19 protein-coding genes are annotated in these 21,641 nt (G+C 68.0%); 9 read left to right on the top strand and 10 right to left on the bottom strand.

Going from position 1 to position 21,641, the window contains the following annotated elements; genetic code table 11:
- The first annotated feature begins 117 nt into the window (after nucleotides 1-117).
- On the top strand, nucleotides 118-618 hold the full coding sequence (locus ACFOMD_RS04015) for a CarD family transcriptional regulator (protein ID WP_380857203.1): 501 nt from the start codon (nucleotides 118-120) through the stop codon (nucleotides 616-618).
- Nucleotides 619-739: 121 nt separating this feature from the next.
- The gene (locus ACFOMD_RS04010) at nucleotides 740-1,444 is read left to right on the top strand and encodes a head GIN domain-containing protein (RefSeq protein ID WP_380857200.1); all 705 of its coding nucleotides are present in this window, start codon (nucleotides 740-742) and stop codon (nucleotides 1,442-1,444) included.
- Here the strand turns inward: ACFOMD_RS04010 and ACFOMD_RS04005 are convergent.
- The 5 genes from ACFOMD_RS04005 to ACFOMD_RS03985 form a co-directional block, all read right to left on the bottom strand.
- A complete protein-coding gene (locus ACFOMD_RS04005) occupies nucleotides 1,441-1,851 on the bottom strand; it encodes a DUF1489 family protein (protein ID WP_380857197.1) in 411 nt (136 codons plus the stop codon). The two genes, ACFOMD_RS04010 and ACFOMD_RS04005, sit on opposite strands and share 4 nt — an antisense overlap.
- 46 nt (nucleotides 1,852-1,897) lie before the next feature.
- Nucleotides 1,898-3,292 (bottom strand): magnesium transporter, encoded by a 1,395-nt coding sequence (gene mgtE, locus ACFOMD_RS04000; protein ID WP_380857194.1) that lies wholly within the window; start codon nucleotides 3,290-3,292, stop codon nucleotides 1,898-1,900.
- Nucleotides 3,293-3,333: 41 nt separating this feature from the next.
- Nucleotides 3,334-4,218 (bottom strand): NAD(P)H-hydrate dehydratase, encoded by an 885-nt coding sequence (locus ACFOMD_RS03995; RefSeq protein ID WP_380857191.1) that lies wholly within the window; start codon nucleotides 4,216-4,218, stop codon nucleotides 3,334-3,336.
- Entirely contained in the window at nucleotides 4,215-4,958 is a 744-nt protein-coding gene (locus ACFOMD_RS03990) for a histidine phosphatase family protein (protein ID WP_380857188.1), read from the bottom strand. Before ACFOMD_RS03990 ends, ACFOMD_RS03995 begins: the two co-directional genes overlap by 4 nt.
- A 69-nt stretch (nucleotides 4,959-5,027) precedes the next feature.
- A complete protein-coding gene (locus tag ACFOMD_RS03985) occupies nucleotides 5,028-6,950 on the bottom strand; it encodes a S9 family peptidase (protein ID WP_380857185.1) in 1,923 nt (640 codons plus the stop codon).
- Nucleotides 6,951-7,103: 153 nt separating this feature from the next.
- Here ACFOMD_RS03985 and ACFOMD_RS03980 point away from each other — a divergent pair, with 153 nt between their 5' ends.
- The 4 genes from ACFOMD_RS03980 (at nucleotide 7,104) to ACFOMD_RS03965 (ending at nucleotide 13,520) form a co-directional block, all read left to right on the top strand.
- Entirely contained in the window at nucleotides 7,104-8,285 is a 1,182-nt protein-coding gene (locus ACFOMD_RS03980; protein ID WP_380857182.1) for a saccharopine dehydrogenase family protein, read from the top strand.
- A complete protein-coding gene (locus ACFOMD_RS03975) occupies nucleotides 8,282-11,470 on the top strand; it encodes a bifunctional cytochrome P450/NADPH--P450 reductase (protein WP_380857179.1) in 3,189 nt (1,062 codons plus the stop codon). Before ACFOMD_RS03980 ends, ACFOMD_RS03975 begins: the two co-directional genes overlap by 4 nt.
- Before the next feature lie 221 nt (nucleotides 11,471-11,691).
- The gene (locus ACFOMD_RS03970; protein ID WP_380857177.1) at nucleotides 11,692-13,173 is read left to right on the top strand and encodes a WS/DGAT/MGAT family O-acyltransferase; all 1,482 of its coding nucleotides are present in this window, start codon (nucleotides 11,692-11,694) and stop codon (nucleotides 13,171-13,173) included.
- 23 nt (nucleotides 13,174-13,196) lie between these two features.
- Nucleotides 13,197-13,520, top strand: coding sequence for a phasin family protein (locus ACFOMD_RS03965; RefSeq protein ID WP_380857175.1), 324 nt, complete (start codon nucleotides 13,197-13,199; stop codon nucleotides 13,518-13,520).
- Nucleotides 13,521-13,648: 128 nt separating this feature from the next.
- Here ACFOMD_RS03965 and ACFOMD_RS03960 read toward each other — a convergent pair whose 3' ends face one another.
- Nucleotides 13,649-14,443 (bottom strand): esterase/lipase family protein, encoded by a 795-nt coding sequence (locus ACFOMD_RS03960; protein ID WP_380857172.1) that lies wholly within the window; start codon nucleotides 14,441-14,443, stop codon nucleotides 13,649-13,651.
- Between the two features lie 167 nt (nucleotides 14,444-14,610).
- On the opposite strand from ACFOMD_RS03960, the gene ACFOMD_RS03955 reads away from it, so the two are divergent.
- Nucleotides 14,611-14,991, top strand: a complete 381-nt coding sequence (locus ACFOMD_RS03955; protein WP_380857169.1) for a VOC family protein — start codon at nucleotides 14,611-14,613, stop codon at nucleotides 14,989-14,991.
- Nucleotides 14,992-15,004: 13 nt separating this feature from the next.
- Here ACFOMD_RS03955 and greA read toward each other — a convergent pair whose 3' ends face one another.
- Genes greA through ACFOMD_RS03935 form a run of 4 tightly spaced genes read right to left on the bottom strand, consistent with a single transcriptional unit; the run spans nucleotide 15,005 to nucleotide 17,529 of the window.
- Nucleotides 15,005-15,484, bottom strand: a complete 480-nt coding sequence (greA, locus tag ACFOMD_RS03950; RefSeq protein ID WP_380857166.1) for a transcription elongation factor GreA — start codon at nucleotides 15,482-15,484, stop codon at nucleotides 15,005-15,007.
- A 16-nt stretch (nucleotides 15,485-15,500) separates the two neighbouring features.
- The gene (locus ACFOMD_RS03945) at nucleotides 15,501-16,091 is read right to left on the bottom strand and encodes a GNAT family N-acetyltransferase (protein WP_380857163.1); all 591 of its coding nucleotides are present in this window, start codon (nucleotides 16,089-16,091) and stop codon (nucleotides 15,501-15,503) included.
- Nucleotides 16,088-17,164 carry an alpha/beta fold hydrolase gene (locus ACFOMD_RS03940; protein ID WP_380857160.1) on the bottom strand — a complete coding sequence of 359 codons (1,077 nt, stop codon included), beginning with the start codon at nucleotides 17,162-17,164 and terminating at the stop codon, nucleotides 16,088-16,090. Before ACFOMD_RS03940 ends, ACFOMD_RS03945 begins: the two co-directional genes overlap by 4 nt.
- Complete coding sequence (locus ACFOMD_RS03935) at nucleotides 17,164-17,529, bottom strand: hypothetical protein (protein ID WP_380857157.1); 366 nt, start codon at nucleotides 17,527-17,529, stop codon at nucleotides 17,164-17,166. Before ACFOMD_RS03935 ends, ACFOMD_RS03940 begins: the two co-directional genes overlap by 1 nt.
- 87 nt (nucleotides 17,530-17,616) lie before the next feature.
- On the opposite strand from ACFOMD_RS03935, the gene ACFOMD_RS03930 reads away from it, so the two are divergent.
- Both ACFOMD_RS03930 and ACFOMD_RS03925 read left to right on the top strand, forming a co-directional pair.
- Nucleotides 17,617-21,219, top strand: coding sequence for a hydantoinase B/oxoprolinase family protein (locus ACFOMD_RS03930; protein ID WP_380857154.1), 3,603 nt, complete (start codon nucleotides 17,617-17,619; stop codon nucleotides 21,217-21,219).
- Complete coding sequence (locus ACFOMD_RS03925) at nucleotides 21,216-21,641, top strand: nuclear transport factor 2 family protein (RefSeq protein ID WP_380857151.1); 426 nt, start codon at nucleotides 21,216-21,218, stop codon at nucleotides 21,639-21,641. The genes ACFOMD_RS03930 and ACFOMD_RS03925 overlap by 4 nt, the downstream gene beginning before the upstream one ends.

Here is a 21,641-nt window from a genome sequence, read left to right as displayed (position 1 = left end):
GGCGGAGATCGTAAGGCAGGAATCCGACAGTCAACGCGACTAGCAGCCTGATTTCTCGGGCAGCGGTCCTATCCGACCCCGTTTCGGCCGGGGGCGGCAACAAGAAAAGGATGCGGAATGGCGGCAAAGGCGCTCAACTTCGTTGTTGGCGACCATGTGGTCTACCCCAAGCACGGCGTCGGTCGTGTCATGGAAGTCCAGAGCAGCGAGATCGCGGGCACCAGGCTGGAGCTGTACGTGCTCCGCTTTGAAAAGGAGCGCATGACGCTCCGCGTCCCGACCAACAAGGCGGACTCGGTCGGCATGCGCAAGCTGTCGAGCAGCGCCACGCTCGCCGAGGCGCTGGTCACTTTGAAAGGCAAGCCGCGGATCAAGCGCACCATGTGGTCGCGCCGGGCCCAGGAATATGAAGCGAAGATCAACTCGGGCGACCTCGTGTCGATCGCCGAGGTGGTCCGCGACCTGCATCGCGCCGAGGACCAGCCCGAGCAGAGCTATTCGGAGCGGCAGATCTACGAGGCGGCGGTTAGCCGTCTCGCGCGCGAACTGGCGGCGATGGAGAACATCGACGAGCCGGCGGCGCAAAAGAAGATCGAGCAGGTCCTGAAGGCGGCCTGACACCTCGTGTCTTTTCCGGCGACGGGAGCAAAAAGGGCGGTCCGAACGGGCCGCCCTTTTTGTTTGTTGGTTGACACTACAAAAGTAGCTCCGTATTATACGGACAACACAGGCGCGGGAGATGGATATGCGTAAAGTGGCGATGGGAACCCTGCTGGCGGTCGCGGCGCTGGCGGCGACGCAGGCACAGGCGGCGGAACGGCGCTTCACCGTGACCAACTTCGAAGCCATCGAGGTGTCGGGTCCCTTCGACGTGGTCGTCACCGTCGGCAAGGCCGTCAGCGTCCGTGCCGAAGGCGAGCAGAAGGACCTCGACCGGCTCCGCATCGAGGTCGAGGGCCGGGAGCTGGAGATCGGCACCGTCCGCGAGCGCAACTGGTTCAACTGGTCGAAGAGTTCGCCGGTGAAGATCTACGTCACCGTGCCGGCGCTCAACGAGGTGTCGCTGTCGGGCTCGGGCGATCTCAGCGTCGATCGCGTGAAGTCGGACGATTTCGAGGCCTCGCTCGCCGGCTCCGGTGACCTGACCGTCGGCTCGCTCGCGGCGGGCAAGGCGGAATTCTCCATCGCCGGCTCGGGCGACATCACCGTCGCGGGCGGCAGCTGCCGCAGCGCCGAGGCATCGATTGCCGGCTCGGGCGACATCAACATCGCCGGCCTGCGCTGCCAGACGCTCGATGTCGACATCGCCGGCTCGGGCGGGGTCAAGGCGCATGCCACGCAGGCCGCTAAGGTCTCGATCATGGGCTCGGGCGACGTGGTAGTGACCGGCGGCGCGCGCTGCAGCACCAGCAAGATGGGCAGCGGCTCGGTTCGCTGCGGCTAAAGCAGCCCCAGGCTGCTCAGGTCGCGCATCATCTTGGGCGGCATCGTGCCGATCTCGGCGTCGACGCTGTCGAGGTCGGGCGGGCACGCCGCCGCTTCGAGATAGCGCCAGCCCTGGTGCGATCGCATCGGGGCGGCGAGCAGCGGCACCACCTCGGGCGCCAGCAGCATCTCGCAAATCTTGCCACGCGTCGTATCCGCCATGCGGAAGCCGAGGATGGTCTGCCGCGCCGTCAGCGTGTGCTTGATGATCCAGTAGATCGACCCGCCGACCAGCTCGTCGGCGCGCTTCGGCATATAGCGCGTCCACGCCGACACCAGCGGCACGCCGTCCTCGATGGCGACGCGCCCGGCCTGCCGCTTGGTCAGCGCCGCGAGCGTGCGGCAGCCGACGGCGACCTTGGTCATGTGAAGCGGATGCATGGCGCCTGAGATTGGGTGTGGCCGGGCAGGTTCAACCCGCCGGCGTGAGGCCGGTTGCCGCGGCAAGGCCGAGGAACAGGAAGAAGCCCATCACGTCGGTGGTCATGGTGACGAACACCGAGGAGGCGACCGCCGGGTCGATATCGAAGCGATCGAGGGTCAGCGGCACCAGCACGCCGGCAAGCCCGGCGACGAGGATGTTACCGACCATCGCCACCGCGATCACCCAGCCGAGGTGCGCGTTGGCGAAATAGAGACCGGCGACCAGCCCGACGATGATGGCGATCACCGCGCCGTTCATCAGCGCGACCTTGATCTCCTTGCCGATCTGCCGGGACGTGTTCGACTCAGTCAGTTCGTTGGTGGCCAGCGCGCGCACCGCCACCGCCATCGTCTGCGTGCCAGCGTTGCCGCCCAGCGACGCGACGATCGGCATCAGGATGGCGAGCGCCACCATCTGTTCGATGGTGGCGGCGAACAGCCCGATGACCAGCGAAGCGAGGATCGCGGTGCCGAGGTTGACCATCAGCCAGCGGACACGAACCTTCACCGTCTCGAACACCGGCTCGTTGACGTCGCCATCGCCGGCACCCGACAGCTTCAATATGTCCTCGCCAGCTTCTTCCTGGATGATGTGCAGGATGTCGTCGACGGTGATGACGCCGACGAGGCGCCCGGTCGCGTCGGTGACCGCGGCGGAGATCAGCGCGTATTTCTGGAAGCGGAGCGCCACTTCCTCCTGGTCCATGTCGACCGGGATCAGGGTCTGCTCGCGCTGCATCACGTCGGCGACCGCGACCTTGCGCGGCGTGCGGAGCACCCACGACAGGCGCATGGTGCCGACCGGGTGGTGGCCGGTATCGACGACGAAGATTTCCCAGAAATCGGTGGCGAGGTCGGGATTCTCGCGCAGGAAATCGATGACCTGGCCGATCGTCCAATGCTCGGGCACCGCGATCAGCTCGCGCTGCATGACGCGGCCGGCCGATTCCTCGGGGTAGGACAGCGCTTCCTCGATGGCGGCGCGGTCGTCGGCAGGCAGCGAGCGCAGCACCTCGCGCTGGTCGTCGGCGTCGAGGTCCTCGATGATCGCGACGGCGTCGTCGGTGTCGAGCTGCTGGACGAGGTCGCCGACCTGCTGCGGCTCAAGCGCGTCGATCAGATCGTCGCGCACATAGTCGTTCATCTCGGCGAACGCGTCAGCGTCGAGCTTGTCGCCGAGCGCGGCGGCGAGCGCGGCGCGATCGACCGCCTCGACCTGCTCCATCAGGTCGGCGACGTCGGCCGGGTGCAGCGGGTCGGCGAGCAGCCGCACCCGTTCGATGTCGCCGGCTTCCAGCGCCGCGACGACATCGTCGACGAACATCGGATTCAACCGATTGTCCTCGACGGGCGCTTGTGGCGTATCGGCGACGTTTTCGACCATGCCCGGGTTATAGCGCCGGGGCCTTGGCGTGCCAGTGAATGTTAGCTGGCGAGGCCTGCCATGATCGCGGGAATCTCGGCTAGCAGCTCGCGGGCGAGGAAACCAACCGGCCCGCGCGTCTGCGACAGGCGATTTCCGGCCTCGCCGTGCAGGTAGACGCCCCAGATCGCCGCCTCATGCGGCTCGGCACCGCGCGCCAACAGCCCCGCGACGACGCCGGCGAGCGTATCGCCCGACCCGGATGTGGCGAGGCCGACCTGGCCTTGCGAATATTCCCAAGTCCGTCCGTCGGGCACGGCGATCACTGTCCGGCCGCCCTTCAGCGCCACCACCGCGCCGAGTTCGGCGGCGGCGCGCGTCGCGGCGGCGGCCGGGTCGGCGGCGATCTCCTTCACCGTTACACCCATCAGCTTCGCCATCTCGCCGGCATGGGGCGTCAGCACGATGCGCCCATCATGGCGCGCCATTGCTTTGGCTTCCGCGCGCAAATTGCACAGCGCGCCGGCGTCGATGACGAAGGAGGGCCCATCGACCCCCATCGCCTCGACGGTGATCGCCGTCGCCGCCTCCTCGTCGAGCATGCCGGGGCCGATCAGCACCGCGTCGCAACGGCCCAGTCGGTGGGCGATCTCGGCGGCGGCATCGGGGGCGATCTCGCCCTCATCGCTTTCGGGCAGCGACATCACCAGCGCCTCCGGCACCGCCACGCCGATATGCGGCGCGATGCTGCCGACGGTGGCGAGCTGCAGCTTGCCCGCGCCCGCGCGCAGCGCCGCCACGCCCGCGAGCAGCAACGCGCCCGGCACCGCCCGGCTGCCGCCGATCACCAGAATGCGCCCGCGCTCGTCCTTGTCGGCATCGTCGCCGTGGAAAGGCAGCGGCATCGACCGCAGCAGCTCGGCGTCGACCGGGATGGGCTCGCTCACCGGGCGGCAACCTTGGCGTCGGGGGCGGTGGTCACCGGCGTGCCCTCGCGGTCGAGCGGCGCGGTGAAATTGTAAAGCGTCAGCGCCGGGTCGCAGTCCTCGACGCAATCGGGCTCGAAATCATAGGCGGTGACGCCGCAGTTGGCGACGTCGGCCTCCTTGTCGATGGCGAGGATATCGGCCTCGTTCAGATCCTCTAGGATGTAGCGCAGGCACAGCACCACCACCTGATGGCCGACGATCAGCACGCGCTTGTCGGCATGGTGGAGGCTGATGGTGTCGAGCGCCGAACGCAGCCGCAGGATCACGTCGCACCAGCTCTCGCCGCCGGGCGGCCGGTGATAAAATTTGCCGAGGATGGCACGGTGCTCGGCCTGTTCGGGAAAGCGTTCCTTGATGCCGAAGCTGGTCAGCCGGTCGAGCACGCCGAATTCGCGCTCGCGCAGCCGCTCGTCGATGGTCACCTTGCCGCCGACACCGATCAACTCGGCGGTGCGGATCGCGCGAACATAGGGCGAGGCGAGCACCACCTCGGGCTGCTCTCCCTCGGGCAGCGCCTTGAACCAGCGCCCGAGCGACAGCGCCTGCTCCTCGCCGAGCTCCGACAGCGGGACATCCATGTCGCGGATGTCCATGTCGATCATCGCCGCGCCGGCGGCATCGGCCAGATCGCGCGCGACGTTGCCGGCGCTCTGCCCGTGCCGCACCACCCAGAGCTTCGAAGGCCAGCGCTGCCGCAAGATACCACTCCCTCATCGACCGTTACGGCCGATGAACGCCCCGAAGGGCCGGAGTGGTTCCCCGCGCCCCTACTTCCCTTCGAACAGCTTCCCCAGAAACACCGTCTCCACTTCGCGGCGGAGGTCGTTGTTGGGCTTCTTCATGAAGCCGTGGCCCTCGTCGGCGAAAGAGACGTACCAGGTCTCGACGCCCTGCTCGCGCAGCTTGGCCACCACCTGGTCCGACTCCGACTTCGGCACGCGCGGGTCGTTGGCGCCCTGCATCACGAGCATCGGCTTGGTGATGCCCTTCAGGTTGGCCATCGGCGAGATCTTTTCGAACACCGCGCGCATCTTGGGGTCGCGCTCGTCGCCATATTCGGCGCGGCGGTTGTCGCGGCGATAGGCTTCGGTGTTGTTGAGGAAGGTGATCCAGTTGGAGATGCCGTAGCGCTCGACGCCGCCGACGAAGCGGTCGGAATAATGCGTCATCGAGGCGAGCGACATGTAGCCGCCATAGGACTGGCCGTAGACGGCGACGCGCTTGCTATCAAGGCCCGGCTGCTTGGCGATCCAGTCGAGCAGCGCCGACACATCCTTGACGCTGTCCTCGCGCTTCTCGGCGTTGTCGAGGTTGAGGTAGCGCTTGCCGTAGCCGTCGCTGCCGCGAACGTTGGGCAGGATCACCGTCGCGCCCAGCGTGTCGGCAAAATATTGCGCGCCGGGGTTAAAGCCCGGGCGGCTCTGCGATTCCGGGCCGCCGTGGATGTCGACGATCACTGGCGTCTTCGCGTCCGCCGCGACATTCTTCGGCCGGTAGACGAAGGCCGGCACCGACAGGCCGTCGAATGACTTGAAGCGGACGAGTGTCGGCTCGGCGAGCTTCGCCGGATCGAGGCCGCCGGTCTCCGAGTTGGTCCAGCGGGTCAGCCCGCCGCCGGTCACGTCCCAGCTCCACACGTCGCCCGCCGAGGTGGCGGTGGTGAGGCCAATCGCCAGCTTCTGGCCGTCGGGCGAAAAGCCGAGGCTGGTCAGCACGCCGCGCGGCAGCTCGGGCTGCGGCAGCGCGCGGCGGGTGACGCGGTCATGTACAACCAGCTTCGAGAAGCCGTCCTCGTTGATCGCATAGGTGAGGATGCGGCCGTCGTCCGACAGGTCAAACGTCTCGACATCCCACTTCAGGTCGGGCGCCAGCACGGTGCGCTTGCCGGTCGCCAGCTCGATCTCGACGAGGCGGCGCAGATCGCTGTCGGCGTCGGTGATGACGAGGATGCTGCGGCCGTCGGGCGTGAACTTGGCGTTCTCGTAGCGCGCCGGCTTGTCGGTGAACGGCAGCGCGGTGAGTTCGCCGCTCGCGAGGTCGAGCAGCGACAGCCGCGTCTCGCGGTTGGAGATGCCGCGCGAGATCAGCGCGGTGCGCTTGTCGGGCGAGATCGCATCGGGGCCGATGCTGCCCTTGCCCTTGTGGACGACGCGGCGGCTCGCCGGATCGGCGGGGTCGGCGGCGAGGATGTCATAGTCGGCCGAGCCCTTGTTGGCGCGCGACCAGATGGCAAGCTTGCCGTCCTTGCTGAACACCAGCGACTGGTTGCGCGTGGTGCCCGCCTCGGTCAGCGCCACCGGCTCGCCCGTCAGGCCCATCGCATACAGCTGGAACCACTCGTCGCCACCGGTGTCGCGGCCGATGATGAACTTCGAGCTGCCGGGGATTGTGGTGGCGCCGGCGACGGGCTCGGCGAAGAAGCTGATCTGGGTGCGGTCGGCGCCCGGCGTCTTCACATGGTGGAGCTGCTTGGTGGTGCCGAAGCGGGTCAGGATGAGCATCGAACCGTCGGGCAGCCAGTCCTCGAACACCGCGTCGCGGTAGTTCTGATAACGCTGCACCGCCGCCGACACATCGGCGGGGACGGCGGGGACATTCTCCAGCGTGGCGGTGCCAACCTGGCGGGTGGTGACCTGCGCCGACAGCGGCGTGGCAAGGGCGAGCAGGGCGACGGACAGCAGCAGGCGCATGGCGTTCTCCGGGGGGACTCGAAGCGCCTGTTGTGCCGCTCCCACGCCGCCGGTTCAATCGCTTTGCGACCTCGATCACCTGTCGCTTCCGTGGTTTGCATCGCCTCGCCGAACCCGGCAACATCAGCGGCAAATCAGGGGAGGATTTTGGGCATGAACCCGGCAGCCGAGTTCGACATCATCGTCTATGGCGCGAGCGGCTTCACCGGCCGGCTGGTCGCCGAATATCTCAGCCAGCGCTACGGCAACGGCGGCGAGGTGAAATGGGCGATGGCGGGCCGCAGCGCCGACAAGCTTGCCGCTGTCCGTGACGAAATCGGCGCGCCCGCCGATACGCCGCTGGTGGTCGCCGACGCGTCCGACTCCGCCTCGCTCGACGCAATGGTCCGCCGCGCCAAGGCGGTGCTGACCACCGTCGGCCCCTATCAGCTCTACGGCAACGAACTGGTCGCCGCCTGCGCCGCCGCCGGCACCGACTACCTCGACCTGTCGGGCGAACCGGCATGGATGCGCTGGATGATCGACGCGCATGAGGCGACGGCGAAGAAGTCGGGCGCGCGCATCCTGTTTTCCTGCGGCTTCGACTCGATCCCGTTCGAACTCGGCGTGTTCTTCCTTCAGGAAGAGGCGAAGCGCCGCTTCGGCGCAGCCGTGCCCCAGGTGAAGGGCCGCGTCCGCGCGATGCAGGGCAGCTTCTCGGGCGGAACCGCCGCCAGCCTCAAGGCGACGATGGCCGCCGCCGCCAAGGACCCCGGCGTGCTCGATCTTTTGCGCAACCCCTTCTCGCTGACGCCCGGCGCCGAAGGGCCGAAGCAGCCCAACCTGACCCGGCCGGCGGTCGATCCCGACCTCGACCGGTGGGTGGCGCCGTTCGTGATGGCGCCGATCAACACCAAGAACGTCCACCGCTCCAACTTCCTGCTGAACCACGCCTATGGTCGCGACTTCGTCTACGACGAGATGATGATCGCCGGCGCCGGCGAGCGCGGCGAGGCAGTCGCCAAGGCGATCACCGAGGGCGGAGCATCAATGGGTGGCGAGGGCGGCCCGAAGCCGGGCGAGGGGCCCGACAAGGCCGAGCGCGAGGCGGGCTTCTACGACGTGCTGTTCCTCGGCCTTGCCGCCGATGGCGGCCAGATCCGCGTCGGCGTGAAGGGCGACCGCGACCCCGGCTATGGCTCGACCTCGAAGATCATCGCCGAGGCGGCGATCTGCCTCGTTAAGGAAGCGGCCGATGTGCCGGGCGGCATCTGGGTGCCGGGCGCGGCGCTCGGCGCGAAGCTGATCGACCGGTTGCAGAAGAACGCCGGCCTTACCTTCGAGGTCGAGGCATGATCGACGCGCCGCTCGCCAATCCGCCGGCGCCGCCGGGCAAGCTGCCGCTCGTCGGCCATTTGCACCAGATTCCCAAGGGCAAGCTGATCCAGCATCTGCTCGCGGTGGCGCGCCAGCACCCCGGCGGCATTTTCAAGATGACCTTCGGGCCACGCGAGAGCCTGTTCATCTATTCGGCCGACCTCGTCGCCGAGCTGTCCGACGAGACCCGCTTCCGCAAGATGCCGGGGCCGGGCCTGAAGCAGGTCCGCGCCTTCGCCGGCGATGGCCTGTTCACCGCCTTCACCGAGGAGGAGAATTGGGGAAAGGCGCACCGCATCCTGATGCCGGCGTTCAGCCAGCGCGCGATGCGCGGCTATTTCGACATGATCCTCGAGGTCGTCGACGAGCTGGTCGAGAAATGGAGCGGCCCAGCGGGGAAGGGCGACATCCATGTCTCCGACGACATGACGCGGCTGACGCTCGACAGCATCGCCATCGCCGGCTTCGACCACCGCTTCCACTCCTTCCAGAAGGAGCAGCTCGATCCGTTTCTCGAGGCGATGGGCAGCGCACTCGGCGAGGCGATGCAGCGGCTGACGCGCCTGCGCATCCAGCAGCGCTTCGCCGGCAAGGAGCTGAAGCAGTTCGAGGCCGACATCGCGATGATGAACGACCTCGTCGACGGCATCATCGCCGAGCGGCGCAAGACGCCCGCCGACACTAACGACCTGCTCAACCTGATGCTCACGGCGGTCGACGCCGAAACTGGCGAGGCGTTGGACGACGTCAACATCCGCTACCAGGTGCTGACCTTCCTGATCGCCGGGCATGAGACGACCAGCGGGCTTCTGACCTTCGCCTTCTACCTGCTGCTGCGCCACCCGCATGTGCTGGCGCAGGCCTATGCCGAGGCCGACCGCGTGCTGCCCGGCGACACCCGCCCCGAATATCGCCATCTGGCCAAGATGGACGTGATCGAGCGCGTCCTGAAGGAAGCGCAGCGGCTGTGGCCGACCGCGCCGGCCTATTCGGTCGCGCCCTATGAGGACACGATCATCGGCGGCAGATACGCGCTGAAGAAGGACGTGCCGGTCAACGTCATCAGCCCGGCGCTGCACCGCGACCCCGCCGTCTGGGAAAACCCGGAAGAATTCGACATCGACCGCTGGCTGCCCGAGGCGGAGCGCGGCCGCAATCCGCACGCCTACAAGCCGTTCGGCAGCGGCGCGCGCGCCTGCATCGGCCGCCAGTTCGCCATCACCGAGGCGAAGCTCGCCATGGCGGTGATCCTGCAGAAGTTCGCGATCTCCGATCCGCACTTCTACCGGCTGGCGATCAAGGAAACGCTGACCATCAAGCCCGACGAGTTCTTCATGCGCATCCGCCCCAGGAGTCCGCATGAGCGGCTGGTGGTGGCGTCGTCGGAGCCCGAGGACACACCCGTCGATGCCGTCGCGGTGGCCGGCGCGGGGCAGGTGATGACCGTGCTGTACGGCACCAGCCTCGGCACCTCGCGCGAGGTGGGTGAGACGATCGCGGCGCGCGCCATCGGCGACGGCTTTGAAGCCTGCGCCAAGCCGCTCGATGAAGGCGGCGCGGTGCCCGAGGACGGCGTTCTCGTGGTGGTGACCGCCACCTACAACGGTCGCGCCCCCGACAGCGCCGTGAAGCTCGAAGCCGCGATCCGCGACGGGCGCTTCACCGACCTGAAGCGGCCGGGCCTGCGCTTCGCCGTGCTCGGCGTCGGCAACAGCCAGTGGCCGAACTATCAGGCCTTCCCGACGCTGCTCGACACCATGCTTGAGGAGGCTGGCGCGCAGCGCCTGATCCCGCGCGGTGCCGCCGACGTGGACGGTGATTTCGACGGCTCGGTCGAGGCGTTCCTCGGCAAGCTGTGGCGCGCGCTCGGCGCGCAGCTCGCGCCGGCCGAAGCCGCCGCGCCGCTGGAGATGCGTCACGTCGATTCAGCGGCGGTGCGCGTCACCGCGCTGCCCGAGAATGCGCAGGCGTTCACCGTCACCGAGAATCGCGAGCTGGTGCGCCCCGCCGACGGCCTCTGGGATTTCGCACAGGAAGCGCCGCGCACCTCGACGCGCCATGTCGCCCTGCAACTGCCCGAGAGCGCGACCTACGCAGCGGGCGATCATGTCGCGGTCTATGCCCGCAACCGGCCTGAACTGGTCGAGCGCGCCGTTTCACGCCTCGGCGAACGCGCCGACGCCATGGTGGTGCTGTCGGCCAGCGGCGGACGTTTCCGCCATCTGCCGCTCGGCGCCACCGTTACCGTCGGCCAGCTCCTCGCCGACTTCGTCGACCTGCAGGACCCGGTGCCGCGCCGCCACCTCCAGCGCCTCGCCGAGACGGTGCGCTGCCCGCACACCCGCGGCCAGCTCGGCCCGCTGGCGGGCGACGCTTATGAGGCGGAGATCGGCGGCAAGCGCGTCAGCCTGCTCGATCTGCTGGAGCGCTTTCCGGCGATCGAGCTGACGGCCGCCGAGTTCGTCGAGCTGTCCGCGCCGATCCAGCCGCGCTTCTACTCGATCGCCTCGTCGCCGCTGTCGGTGCCCGGCCGCGTCGAGCTGCTGGTCGGCACCTTGTCCGCGCCGGCCTGGTCGGGCGTCGGCCATCACCAGGGCTTCGCCTCGACCTATATGCGTGACGTCGCGGCGGGTGATCAGGTGCTGGGCTTCCTGCGCAGCCCCAACCCGCCGTTCGCACCCGCCGCCGATCCGTCGGTGCCGATGATCCTGATTGGCCCCGGCACCGGCTTCGCGCCGTTCCGCGGTTTCCTGCAGGAGCGCGCCGCGCAGAAGGCGGCGGGCCAAGCAGTGGCGCCGAGCCTGCTGTTCTACGGCTGCCGGCATCCCGACCATGACTGGTTCTACCGGGACGAGATGGAGCACTGGGCGGCCGACGCTGTCGCCGAGTTGCATCTCGCCTTTTCCTCGGTCGCTGAGCATCCCTACCGCTTCGTGCAGGACGCGCTCTGGGCCGAGCAGGAGAAGGTCTGGGCAGCGATCCAGGCCGGCGCGCAAATCTATGTCTGCGGCGATGGCCGCTTCATGGCACCGGCGGTGCGCGACGCGCTGATCCGCATCAAGGCGCAGCAGGACGGCACCACCTACACTCACGCTTCCGATTGGCTCGAAGCGCTGATCGAGGAAGGCCGCTACCATCAGGACGTTTTCGGCTTCGGGAAGTAGGCCGCACCGCCCTCTTCATCGTCATCCCGGCGAAGGCCGGGATCCATTACCGCCGACGCTTCGGAGAATGGATCCCGGCCTTCGCCGGGATGACGATGATTGGTGTATGCTTGACAACATGGCGCACATGCTGCACTGCACAATAATGCTGCAGTGCAGCATGAAGCGTGCCGTTATCTGTGCTAAGCAGACGGCAACATAGCCTTGGGGAAGGACAGAGCGTGCAGCAGCTCAGCGGTCAGGACGCGTCGTTCGTTTATCTGGAGACCCCGAACACGCCGATGCACATCGGCTCGGTGGCGATCTACGATCCCTCGACGGCGCCCGGCGGCAAGGTCCGCTTCAAGGACATCCTCCGCCATATCGAGGCGCGGCTGCATCTCGCCCGCCCGTTCCGACAGAAGCTGGTGCGCGTCCCCGGCAACCTCGATCATCCCTATTGGATCGAGGACGAGAATTTCGACATCGAGTTTCATGTCCGGCACATCGCGCTCCCCGAGCCCGGCGACTGGCGGCAGCTCTGCATTCAGGTGGCGCGCCTCCATTCGCGGCCGATGGATATGTCGAAGCCGCTTTGGGAGTTCACCGTCGTCGAGGGCCTCGACAATATCGAGGGGCTGCCTGCCGGCTGCTTCGCGCTGGTCAGCAAGGTGCACCACGCGGCGATCGACGGCATGTCGGGCGTCGACATGACCTCGGCGATCCACTCGCTGGAGGCCGATGCGCCGCCGCCGGCGCCGCCCGCGACGCCGTGGAAGCCGGAGCGCGCGCCGGGCCTCGGCGAGCTGCTGGTCCGCACCCAGCTCAACAACATCGCGCAGCCCTTCGCCTGGATGAAGACGGTCGCTGAGTCGGTGCCCGGCCTCGCGCGCCTCGGCCAGGGCTGGAGCCGCCGCGAGCTGAGCTTTGAGAATGTAAAGCCGGCGCCGCGCACCCGCTTCAACGGCAAGACCGGCCCGCATCGCTCCTTCGAAGGCGCGCTGTTCGATCTGAACGACGTGCGCGCCGTCCGCACCGCCGCCCCCGGCGCCACCGTCAATGACGTGATGCTCACCGTGGTCGGCGGCGCACTCCGCAAGTACCTCGACGCCAAGGGCGAGGTGCCCAAGGAGACGATGACGGCGATGGCGCCGATCTCGGTGCGCGCCGAGGGCGAGAAGGGCAGCATGGGCAACCTCGTCTCGGCGATGGTCGTGGGCCTCGGCACCCATATCGAGGACCCGCTCGAGCGGCTGGCCTATGTTCACGGCGAGGCGGAGAATTCGAAGGCGATGACCAATGCGGTCGGCGCGCGTACGCTCGCCGAATACAGCAAGCTGCTGCCATCGGCGCTCGCCGGCCTGGGCGCGCGCCTCTACACGCAGCTCGGCCTCGCCGACCGGATGAGCCAGCCGTTCAACTGCGTCGTCACCAACGTGCCGGGTCCGCGCGTGCCGATCTACATGGGCGGCGCGCGGATGGTGGTGCAGTACGGCACGGGCCCGATCTTCGACGGCATGGGGCTGATCCACCCGGTCTACAGCTATGGCGACAAGATCGCGGTGTCGTTCGTCGCCGATCGCGACGTGGTGCCCGACCCCGCCTTCTACGCCCAGTGCCTGGCCGACAGCTTCGCCGAGCTGAAGGCTGCCGCCGCGACCGGCGCGATGCCGGCCGCCCCGCCCAAGAAAACCCGCCGCGCGCCGAAGAAGGCCGCCGCCTGACCCCTGCAACGAGGAGCAAGACCATGGCAGACGACAAGAGCTTCGCCGACCGCGTCGCCGGCCCGCTGAAGAACGCGGGCGAGGCGATCAAGAACGCCGGCGCCAAGGCCGCCGAGAACAGCCAGGCGATCAACCTGAAGGCGATCGACCAGGCCGAGCAGAACGCCCGCGAGGCGTTCAACGCGCTCCGCGCCGCCGCCGGTGCCAAGTCGCTGTCGGAAGTGATGGAAGTGCAGGCCAATTACATCCGCGAGCAGAGCAGCCGCGGCGTGGAGCAGGTCCGCGAGATCGGCGAGATGATCGCCAGGTTCGGCCGCGACGCGGTCTCGCCGACCGACAAGAAGTAAGCACCGACGCGTCCTCTAAAATTGTCACCCCCGCGAAGGCGGGGACCCACTCTCGAACAGCTCGACTGTTGTTAAGTGGGTCCCCGTCTTCGCGGGGATGACAGCATTTGGGTGAGGGCGCCGCGCCCCTAGTTCAAATGCCCCGACGCCGGGTAGAAAGCGGCTTTCCAGCCGCTGCGGTCGAACGGCTTCCACGCATCTTCCGCCTGCGCCAGCCGGTCGGCGACCGCGTAGAGCACCGCGGCATTGACGCCGAGGCCGCAGTGGCTGCCGTACACCTGGATGTTGTCGGTCGTGTCGCAGGCCGGCTCGATGCAGTTCTGCCATGCCACGACGCCGTCGCCCTTGGTGTAGATGGCGGTCGACGGCACAGGCGGCGCGGTCTGGCTCTCGGCGAGCTGGCGCTGCGTATCGGCGTCGGACATCTTTTGCCCGCTCAGGAATTCATAGAGGCGCAGCACATTGGTGGCGCGCGGATCGCCGGTGAACGGCGAGCCGAGCGAGATCACCTGCCGCACCGCGTCGGGCGCCCAGCGCGACAGCTGCCGCGACATCACCCCGCCGAGGCTCCAGCCGACGAGGCTGACCTTCTGACCGGTCGCTTCATGGATGGTGCGCAGCCGCTCGATCAGCCGCTCGCCTTCCTGCCCGATCGCCTTGGGGCCGAGATTGCGGCCCAACTCCCAGGCGTAAACATCGTAGCCGAGGCTCTTCAGATAGCGGCGCAACACGCCCGTCGACACGTCGGAGGCGGTGAAGCCCGGCACCACCAGCACCGGATGCCCGTCGCCGCGCGGCGCGCGACGCAGCACCGGCGCGGCCAGCGGCAGCGTGGTCAGCTCGACGACGGCGCGGTGAAGCTCGGATAGCGCCAGCAGCGCCGACGGCGCCTTGATCGGAGGAGTGGCGGTCGCAGTCTGCATCAAGGGTCCCATCGCTCTTATGTTGCAGTGCAAAACGCGCCGTCTTCGCGCGGCGTTCCTGCATGCGACTCCTTTGCCGCTTTTCTGTCAACCTATTCACCCTGCTTGGGTCGACAGCCGCGGCGCGATCTGGTCCATTCCCCGGCAACCAGAACAGGGGAGAAAAGATGTTCAGTCACATCATGCTCGGCGCCGACGACACCGCGGCCTCGAAGAAATTCTACGACGCGACGCTCGGCGCGCTCGGCATTGCGCCCGGCAATGTCGATGACAAGGGTCGCGTCTTCTACATGACCCCGACCGGCGTGCTGGCGCTGACACAGCCGATCAACGGCGAGCCCGCGTCCTGCGCCAACGGCGGCACCATCGGCTTTGCTGCGAAGTCGCCAGCCGAGGCGGACGCCTGGCATGCGGCGGGCGTCGCCAACGGCGGCACGGCCTGCGAAGACCCGCCCGGCATCCGCGAGGGGGCCATCGGCAAGCTTTATCTCGCCTATCTGCGCGATCCGTCGGGCAACAAGCTCTGCGCGCTTCACCGTCTCGGGTGATGGCTGCCGTCGCTCAGCCGATCGCGACGATCTCATAGTCGCGGCGGTTGAGCGACGCACTGTCGCCAACGCCCTTGCCGAGCAAGGCGCGGGCCAGCGGCGCCACATAGGAGATGCTGCCCGCCGCCGGGTCGGCCTCATCCTCGCCGACGATGCGGTAGCTCAGCTCCTCGCCATCGTCGCGCTCGACGGTCACCCGTCCGCCGAAGACCAAAGTCGGGCTGTCCGCCGGCGTCTCGATCAACTGCGCCGACGAACGCCGCGCCGACCAGTAGCGCAGGTCGCGCGTCGCCCGCGCCATCGCGGTGCGGTCGGTCTGCACATCGCCGGCTTCGCGGGCGGCGTTGTACGCCTCGCGCGCCGTCGCCAGCTCGGCATCGATCTGCGCGAGCCCCTCCGGCGTCACGAGGTTCGGATGCGGCGAAATCGGGCGATCGGGCAGGTCCGCTGCCGTCGCTTCCAGATCGCCTTCCTTGGTGAACGCAACACTCATTGCCGTCCTGATATCGTCAGGACGCTCCAACGCCAAACGCGCTCAGCCGGGCCCCGACCTCGGCAACGTTGTGGCTCAGGATCGCAAGATCGTGCCGGTTGCCGGCGCGGTCCTTCACATGGTCGCGCAGCAGCGCCTCGCCGCGAAAGCCGAGGCTTTCGAACACGGCGATCGCCGCCTGCTGGTCGACGGTCATGCGCACGGTCAGCTTTTCGAGGCCCATCGCCGTCGCGGTCGCCACCGCCTCCTGCGCGAGAATCTGGCCGAGGCCTTGCCCACGCATCTCAGGCGACACCAGCACCCGGATATCGCCGACGTGCGGCGACCAGGACAGCGCATCGCGGACGACCGCGGTGGTGCCGACCACCTTCGGGCCTTTCAGCGCCAGCAGGCTGACGATCGTGCCGTCCTCGACGTCGCGCATCCACGCCGCCACCACTTTCGCCTGCGTGATGTCGCGGGTGAGGAACAGCAAGTCGTGTTCGGGCAGCGCGCCGGCAAAGCCAAGCACCGCCGCCTCGTCGCCGGTGGCGAAGGGGCGGAGCAGCACGTCGCCGCCCGACAGCTTGAGGGTGCGCGGGCCGGTATCCTGAACGCTGTCGGTCAAGTTGATCGCTCCTGAAGCCAAAGATCGAGGCGCGGCCACAGCCGCCGGACGGCGTTGGCGCCCGCGACGAGGCTGATATGCCCGCCCTTCAGCACCACTTCCTCCTTGTCGGTCGACCCGATCATCTGCACGAGCGGCTTCGACGCCTCATAGGGCACGATATGGTCATGCTCCGCGACGACGTGGAGCATCGGCACTTTGATCTTGCCGATGTCGACCGTCCGCCCGCCGACCTGCAGGTCGCGGTTATAGAGGCCGTTCTTCCACATCAAATCTTTGGTGGTCTGCCGGAAATATTCGCCGGCCAGCGGCAGCGCGTCGGTCGCCCAGCGGTCGAACATCCGGTAGGACTTCACGAACTCGTCGTTCCACATGTGATCCCACAGCCGGATATTGCCGGCGAGGCGCGCGGCGGGGCGCAGCATGTCGAACGCGGTGAAGATCAGGTCGGGCGGGATGTTGCCGAGCGTGTCGACCAGCCGGTCGACGTCGAAATGCCGCTCGTCGGACCAGGCCTGGAACAGCGGCATCTGCGTGAAGTCGATCGGCGTGGTGAAGGTGACGAGGTTCTTCACCGGCCCGTCGGTGTGGAGCGCGCTGTAGAGCAGCGACAGCACCCCGCCGAAGCAATAGCCCATCAGCGTGATGTCGCTTTCACCGCTGTCCGCCTGCACCCGCGCGATGCACTCGGGCAGGAAGTCGAGGACATAATCCTCCAGCCGCAGATGCTTCTCGTCGGCGCGCGGCGGGTTCCAGTCGACCATGTAGACATCGAAGCCCTGCCGCAGCAGGAACTCGACGAAGCTCTGCCCCGGCACCATGTCGAGGATGTAACCGCGGTTGGTCGTCGCCATCACCAGCAGGATCGGCACCCGGTAGATTTCGTCGGCGAGCGGCCGGTAGTGCGACAGGTTGAGCGTGCCGCGGCTCAGCAGCAGGTCCTTCGGCGTCGCGCCGACAGCGGGCGAGGGCGACGCGAAATATTCGAGGCCCTTGATGTTGCGCTGGATGGCGCGGTCGACGAGGCCGCGCATCTGGTCGACGAGCTGGGGGTCGGGCGGAGCCGACGCCATCAGCTATCCTTCTTTGGCGCCGGCTTGCGGGTGCGCGGCGGCTTCGGCCGCTCGCGTTCGGGCGGTGCGGTACCGGTGGCGGCGCTCAGCATCGCCTCGATCCGCGCCATCCGCTCGTCGAGCGCGCGCATCCCGGCGCCGAGGCTCGCGACTTCCTCGCGGCTCGGCATGTTCGCGGCGGCGAGGAAGCGCGTCATCTGCTCGTGCATGGTCTGCTGCAGCTTCAGGGTCATCGTCGTCGCGTTGTTCATGCCGCGGCTGAACTCGCTCGACTGCAGCAGCTTGCCGACGACTTCGTTCGACGTGCGCTCCCAGTGGCCGAGCATATCGCGGAACAGGTCGGCCGGGTCTTTAGGGTCCGCCATGATCCTCCCCATTGCTTTTCATGCAATCTGACGTTGCGGATGCCTGCCGTCTAGCCGCACAAAATTTCCGCCGCCATAAGGTCGCCCATGACACAGGCAGGCTGGCAATTCTGGATCGACCGCGGCGGCACTTTCACCGACATCGTGGCGCGCCGCCCAGACGGGACGATCGTCACCCACAAGCTGCTCTCGGAGAATCCCGAACGCTATCGCGATGCGGCGGTCGCCGGCATCCGCGCGCTGATGGCGGGTGACGACGCGCCGATCGAGGCGATCAAGATGGGCACCACGGTCGCCACCAACGCGCTCCTCGAGCGCAAGGGCGCGCCGACCTTGCTCGCAATCACCGGCGGCTTCGCCGACGCGCTGCGCATCGGCTATCAGGCCCGCCCGAAGCTGTTCGAGCGCGCGATCAAGCTGCCCGAGCCGCTCTACGAGCGCGTGGTCGAGATCGACGAGCGGGTGACCGCCGAGGGCCAGGTGCTGCGCCCGCTCAACGAAGCGAAGACCCGCACCGACCTGCAGGCGGCGTTCGACGCCGGTTATCGCGCCGTCGCCGTCGTGCTGATGCACGGTTACCGCCACACCGCGCACGAGAGCACTGTGGCCGCCATCGCCCGCGACATCGGCTTTACGCAGGTCTCGGTCAGCCACGAGGTTGGCGCGCTGATCAAGCTGGTCGGCCGCGGCGATACCAGCGTCGTCGATGCCTATCTGTCGCCGGTGCTGCGCGCCTATGTCGACAAGGTGGCGGGCGAGCTACCGGCAGGCACGCGCCTGATGTTCATGCAGTCGAACGGCGGCCTCGTCGACGCGCGCGCCTTCCAGGGCAAGGACGCGATCCTGTCCGGCCCGGCGGGCGGCATCGTCGGCATGGCGAAAACGGCCGGGCAGGCGGGCCGCGACCGGATCATCGGCTTCGACATGGGCGGCACCTCGACCGACGTGTCGCACTATGCCGGCGCCTACGAGCGCACGCATGAGACGATGGTGGCGGGCGTGCGCGTCCGCGCGCCGATGATGCTCATTCACACCGTGGCGGCGGGCGGCGGTTCGATCTGCCGTTTCGACGGCGCACGTTTCCGCGTCGGGCCGGAGTCGGCGGGTGCCGATCCGGGCCCGGCGTGCTACCGCAAGGGCGGGCCGCTCACCGTCACCGATTGCAATGTCATGCTGGGCAAGCTGCAGCCGTCGCTGTTCCCGCAGGTCTTCGGCCCCGGCGGCGACCAGCCGATCGACGCCGACATCGTCCGCCGCCGCTTCGACGAGCTGGCTGCTGAGGTCGCGTCGGCGACGGGCAAGCGCCCGGCGCCGGAGGCAATCGCCAAGGGCTTCCTGACCATCGCCGTCGAGAACATGGCCAACGCCATCAAGCAGATCTCGGTGCAGCGCGGTTACGACGTCACCCGCTATACGCTCGCCTGCTTCGGCGGCGCCGGAGGCCAGCATGCCTGCCTCGTCGCCGACGCGCTCGGCATGGACAAGGTAATGATCCACCCGCTCGCCGGCGTGCTCTCCGCCTACGGCATCGGCCTCGCTGATCTGCGCGTGCTGCGTGAGGCGACGCTTAACCTGCCGCTCGCCGACGGCGCGATGCGCGCGGTCGACGGCAAGGCGACTGAGCTGACGGTGGCGGCCGAAGCTGTGCTGCGCGGGCAGGGGGTGCCGATCCGCGGTGTCGAAATCCTGCGCCGCGCGCTGGTCAAATATGCCGGCACCGACACGCCGCTCGAAATCGCCGTCGCCGATGCCGCCGCGATGCGTGAGGAATTCGAGGTGCTGCACCGCAGCCGCTTCGGCTTCGTCGCCAGCGAGAAGCCGCTGGTCATCGACGCGCTGCTCGTCGAGGCGATCGGCACGTCGCACGCTAACGAGGCCAGTCTGCCGCTGCCTGAAGGCGGCGCGGCCGACCCCTCGGCTACCGTCGACGTGCATTTCGCCGGCACCGGCCATTCGACGCCGGTCTATGAGCGCGCCCGCCTCGGCGCCGGCGCGATCGTCGATGGCCCGGCGATCATCACCGACGCGTCCTCGACGACGATCATCGAGCCCGGCTGGCGCGCAAGCGTCGATCCGTTCGGCAACCTCATGCTCGACCGCGTCGTCGCCCGCCCGTCGCGTAGCGCGATCGGCACCGAGGCAGATCCGGTGATGCTGGAGATCTTCAACAATCTGTTCATGGCGATCGCCGAGCAGATGGGCGTCGCGCTCCAGAACACCGCCTACTCGGTGAACATCAAGGAGCGGCTCGACTTCTCCTGCGCGATCTTCGACCGGGGCGGCAACCTCATCGCCAACGCGCCGCACATGCCGGTGCACCTCGGCTCGATGGGCGACAGCATCCGCGCCATCATCACCGCGCGCGCCGACAGTGCCGACGGCTGCGGCATCCGCGCCGGCGACGTCTACATGCTAAACGCGCCCTACAATGGCGGCACCCACCTGCCCGACGTCACCGTCATCATGCCCGTTTTCGAGACACCGCAGGATGCCGCGCCGATGTTCTACGTCGCGGCGCGCGGCCACCAGGCCGACATCGGCGGCATCACGCCGGGGTCGATGCCACCTGACAGTCGCACCGTCGAGGAGGAGGGCGTGCTGCTCGACAATGTGCTGCTGGTCGACGCCGGCCGCTTCCTTGAGGATGAGGTGCGCGCCACCCTGTCGGCGGGCCGCTGGCCGGCGCGCAATCCGGACCAGAATATCGCCGACCTGAAGGCGCAGGTCGCCGCCTGCACCAAGGGCGCCGACGAGCTCCGCCGCATGGTCGGCGAGTTCGGCGGCGGCACCGTCGCCGCCTACATGGGCCATGTGCAGGATAATGCCGAGGAGTCGGTGCGCCGCGTCATCGACCGGCTGTCGGACGGCGCCTTCGCCTATGAGATGGACGACGGCGCCACCGTGCGGGTCGCCATCACCGTCGACCGGGCCAACCGCCGCGCGAAGGTCGATTTCACCGGCACCAGCGCGCAGCTCGGCAACAATTATAACGCGCCGCTGTCGGTGTGCCGCGCCGCCGTGCTCTATGCCTTCCGCTGCCTCGTCGACGACGACATTCCGATGAACGACGGCTGCATGAAGCCGATCGAGCTGATCGTCCCCGAAGGCTCGATGCTCAACCCGCGCTACCCGGCGGCGGTGGTCGCCGGCAACGTCGAGACCAGCCAGGTGATCACCGACGCGATCTTCGGCGCGCTGGGCGCAATGGCGGGCGCGCAGGGCACGATGAACAACTTCACCTTCGGCAACGATCGCCACCAATATTATGAGACGATCGCCGGCGGCGCCGGCGCCGGGCCGGGTTTCGATGGCGCCAGCGGCGTGCAGACGCACATGACCAACAGCCGCCTGACCGATCCCGAGGTGCTCGAAACCCGCTTCCCGGTGATCCTCGACGAATTCCGCCTGCGCCGCGGCTCGGGCGGGGACGGTCAGTGGCACGGCGGCGACGGCGTGGTGCGCCGTGTCCGCTTCCGCGAAGCAATGACCGCGGGTATTCTCTCCAATCGTCGCCGCGTGCCGCCGTTCGGGCTGGAGGGTGGCGCCTCGGGCGCGCTCGGCATCAACCGCGTCGAGCGGCAGGACGGCCGGGTCGAGACCTATGGCGCGACGGCGGCGGTCGAGATGGCGGAAGGCGACACCTTCGTCATCGAGACCCCCGGCGGCGGCGGCTACGGAGAGGCGCGATGAGCAGCGAGACCAACAAGGACATCGTCCGGCGCATCTATGAGGCGATGGCGAAGGGTGACGGCACGCTGTTCGCCGCATCGCTGCACGAGGATTGTGTTTGGCGCCTGCCCGGCCAGGCAAGCTGGTCGCGCCGCTTCGAGGGCCTCGACAGCGTCAATCGCGACCTCTTCCGGCCGCTGTTCGCCCGCTTCGCCACGCCCTACACCGCACAGCTCGTCAGCCTTATCGGTGAAGGCGATACCGTGGTGGCCGAGGTGAAGGGCGACGTGACGACCATCGACGGCGCGCGCTACGCCAACGATTATTGCTTCATCTTCCGCTTCCGCGACGGAAAGATCACCGAGGTCGTCGAATATGGCGACACCGCGCTCGAAGATCGCGTGCTGGGTTCCTACGAAGACGCCGTTGCGCTGCTGAGGTAG

Origin of the sequence: Sphingoaurantiacus capsulatus, assembly GCF_042648405.1 — a bacterium.
Taxonomy (GTDB): Bacteria; Pseudomonadota; Alphaproteobacteria; order Sphingomonadales; family Sphingomonadaceae; genus Sphingoaurantiacus; species Sphingoaurantiacus capsulatus.
The sequence above is the reverse complement of the archived record's forward strand: the minus strand, read 5'-3'. Positions and strand labels throughout refer to the sequence as shown.

Excerpts from the sequence above, each read along its gene's own strand:
- ACFOMD_RS03965 (WP_380857175.1), top strand. The coding sequence starts at position 13,197 with ATGGCAGACGACAAGAGCTTCGCCGACCGCGTCGCCGGCCCGCTGAAG.
- ACFOMD_RS03960 (WP_380857172.1), bottom strand. The coding sequence starts at position 14,443 with ATGCAGACTGCGACCGCCACTCCTCCGATCAAGGCGCCGTCGGCGCTG.
- ACFOMD_RS03985 (WP_380857185.1), bottom strand. The coding sequence starts at position 6,950 with ATGCGCCTGCTGCTGTCCGTCGCCCTGCTCGCCCTTGCCACGCCGCTG.
- ACFOMD_RS03940 (WP_380857160.1), bottom strand. The coding sequence starts at position 17,164 with ATGGCGTCGGCTCCGCCCGACCCCCAGCTCGTCGACCAGATGCGCGGC.
- ACFOMD_RS03980 (WP_380857182.1), top strand. The coding sequence starts at position 7,104 with ATGAACCCGGCAGCCGAGTTCGACATCATCGTCTATGGCGCGAGCGGC.
- ACFOMD_RS04015 (WP_380857203.1), top strand. The coding sequence starts at position 118 with ATGGCGGCAAAGGCGCTCAACTTCGTTGTTGGCGACCATGTGGTCTAC.
- ACFOMD_RS04010 (WP_380857200.1), top strand. The coding sequence starts at position 740 with ATGGATATGCGTAAAGTGGCGATGGGAACCCTGCTGGCGGTCGCGGCG.
- ACFOMD_RS03975 (WP_380857179.1), top strand. The coding sequence starts at position 8,282 with ATGATCGACGCGCCGCTCGCCAATCCGCCGGCGCCGCCGGGCAAGCTG.
- mgtE (WP_380857194.1), bottom strand. The coding sequence starts at position 3,292 with ATGGTCGAAAACGTCGCCGATACGCCACAAGCGCCCGTCGAGGACAAT.
- ACFOMD_RS03930 (WP_380857154.1), top strand. The coding sequence starts at position 17,617 with ATGACACAGGCAGGCTGGCAATTCTGGATCGACCGCGGCGGCACTTTC.
- greA (WP_380857166.1), bottom strand. The coding sequence starts at position 15,484 with ATGAGTGTTGCGTTCACCAAGGAAGGCGATCTGGAAGCGACGGCAGCG.
- ACFOMD_RS03935 (WP_380857157.1), bottom strand. The coding sequence starts at position 17,529 with ATGGCGGACCCTAAAGACCCGGCCGACCTGTTCCGCGATATGCTCGGC.
- ACFOMD_RS04005 (WP_380857197.1), bottom strand. The coding sequence starts at position 1,851 with ATGACCAAGGTCGCCGTCGGCTGCCGCACGCTCGCGGCGCTGACCAAG.
- ACFOMD_RS03925 (WP_380857151.1), top strand. The coding sequence starts at position 21,216 with ATGAGCAGCGAGACCAACAAGGACATCGTCCGGCGCATCTATGAGGCG.
- ACFOMD_RS03955 (WP_380857169.1), top strand. The coding sequence starts at position 14,611 with ATGTTCAGTCACATCATGCTCGGCGCCGACGACACCGCGGCCTCGAAG.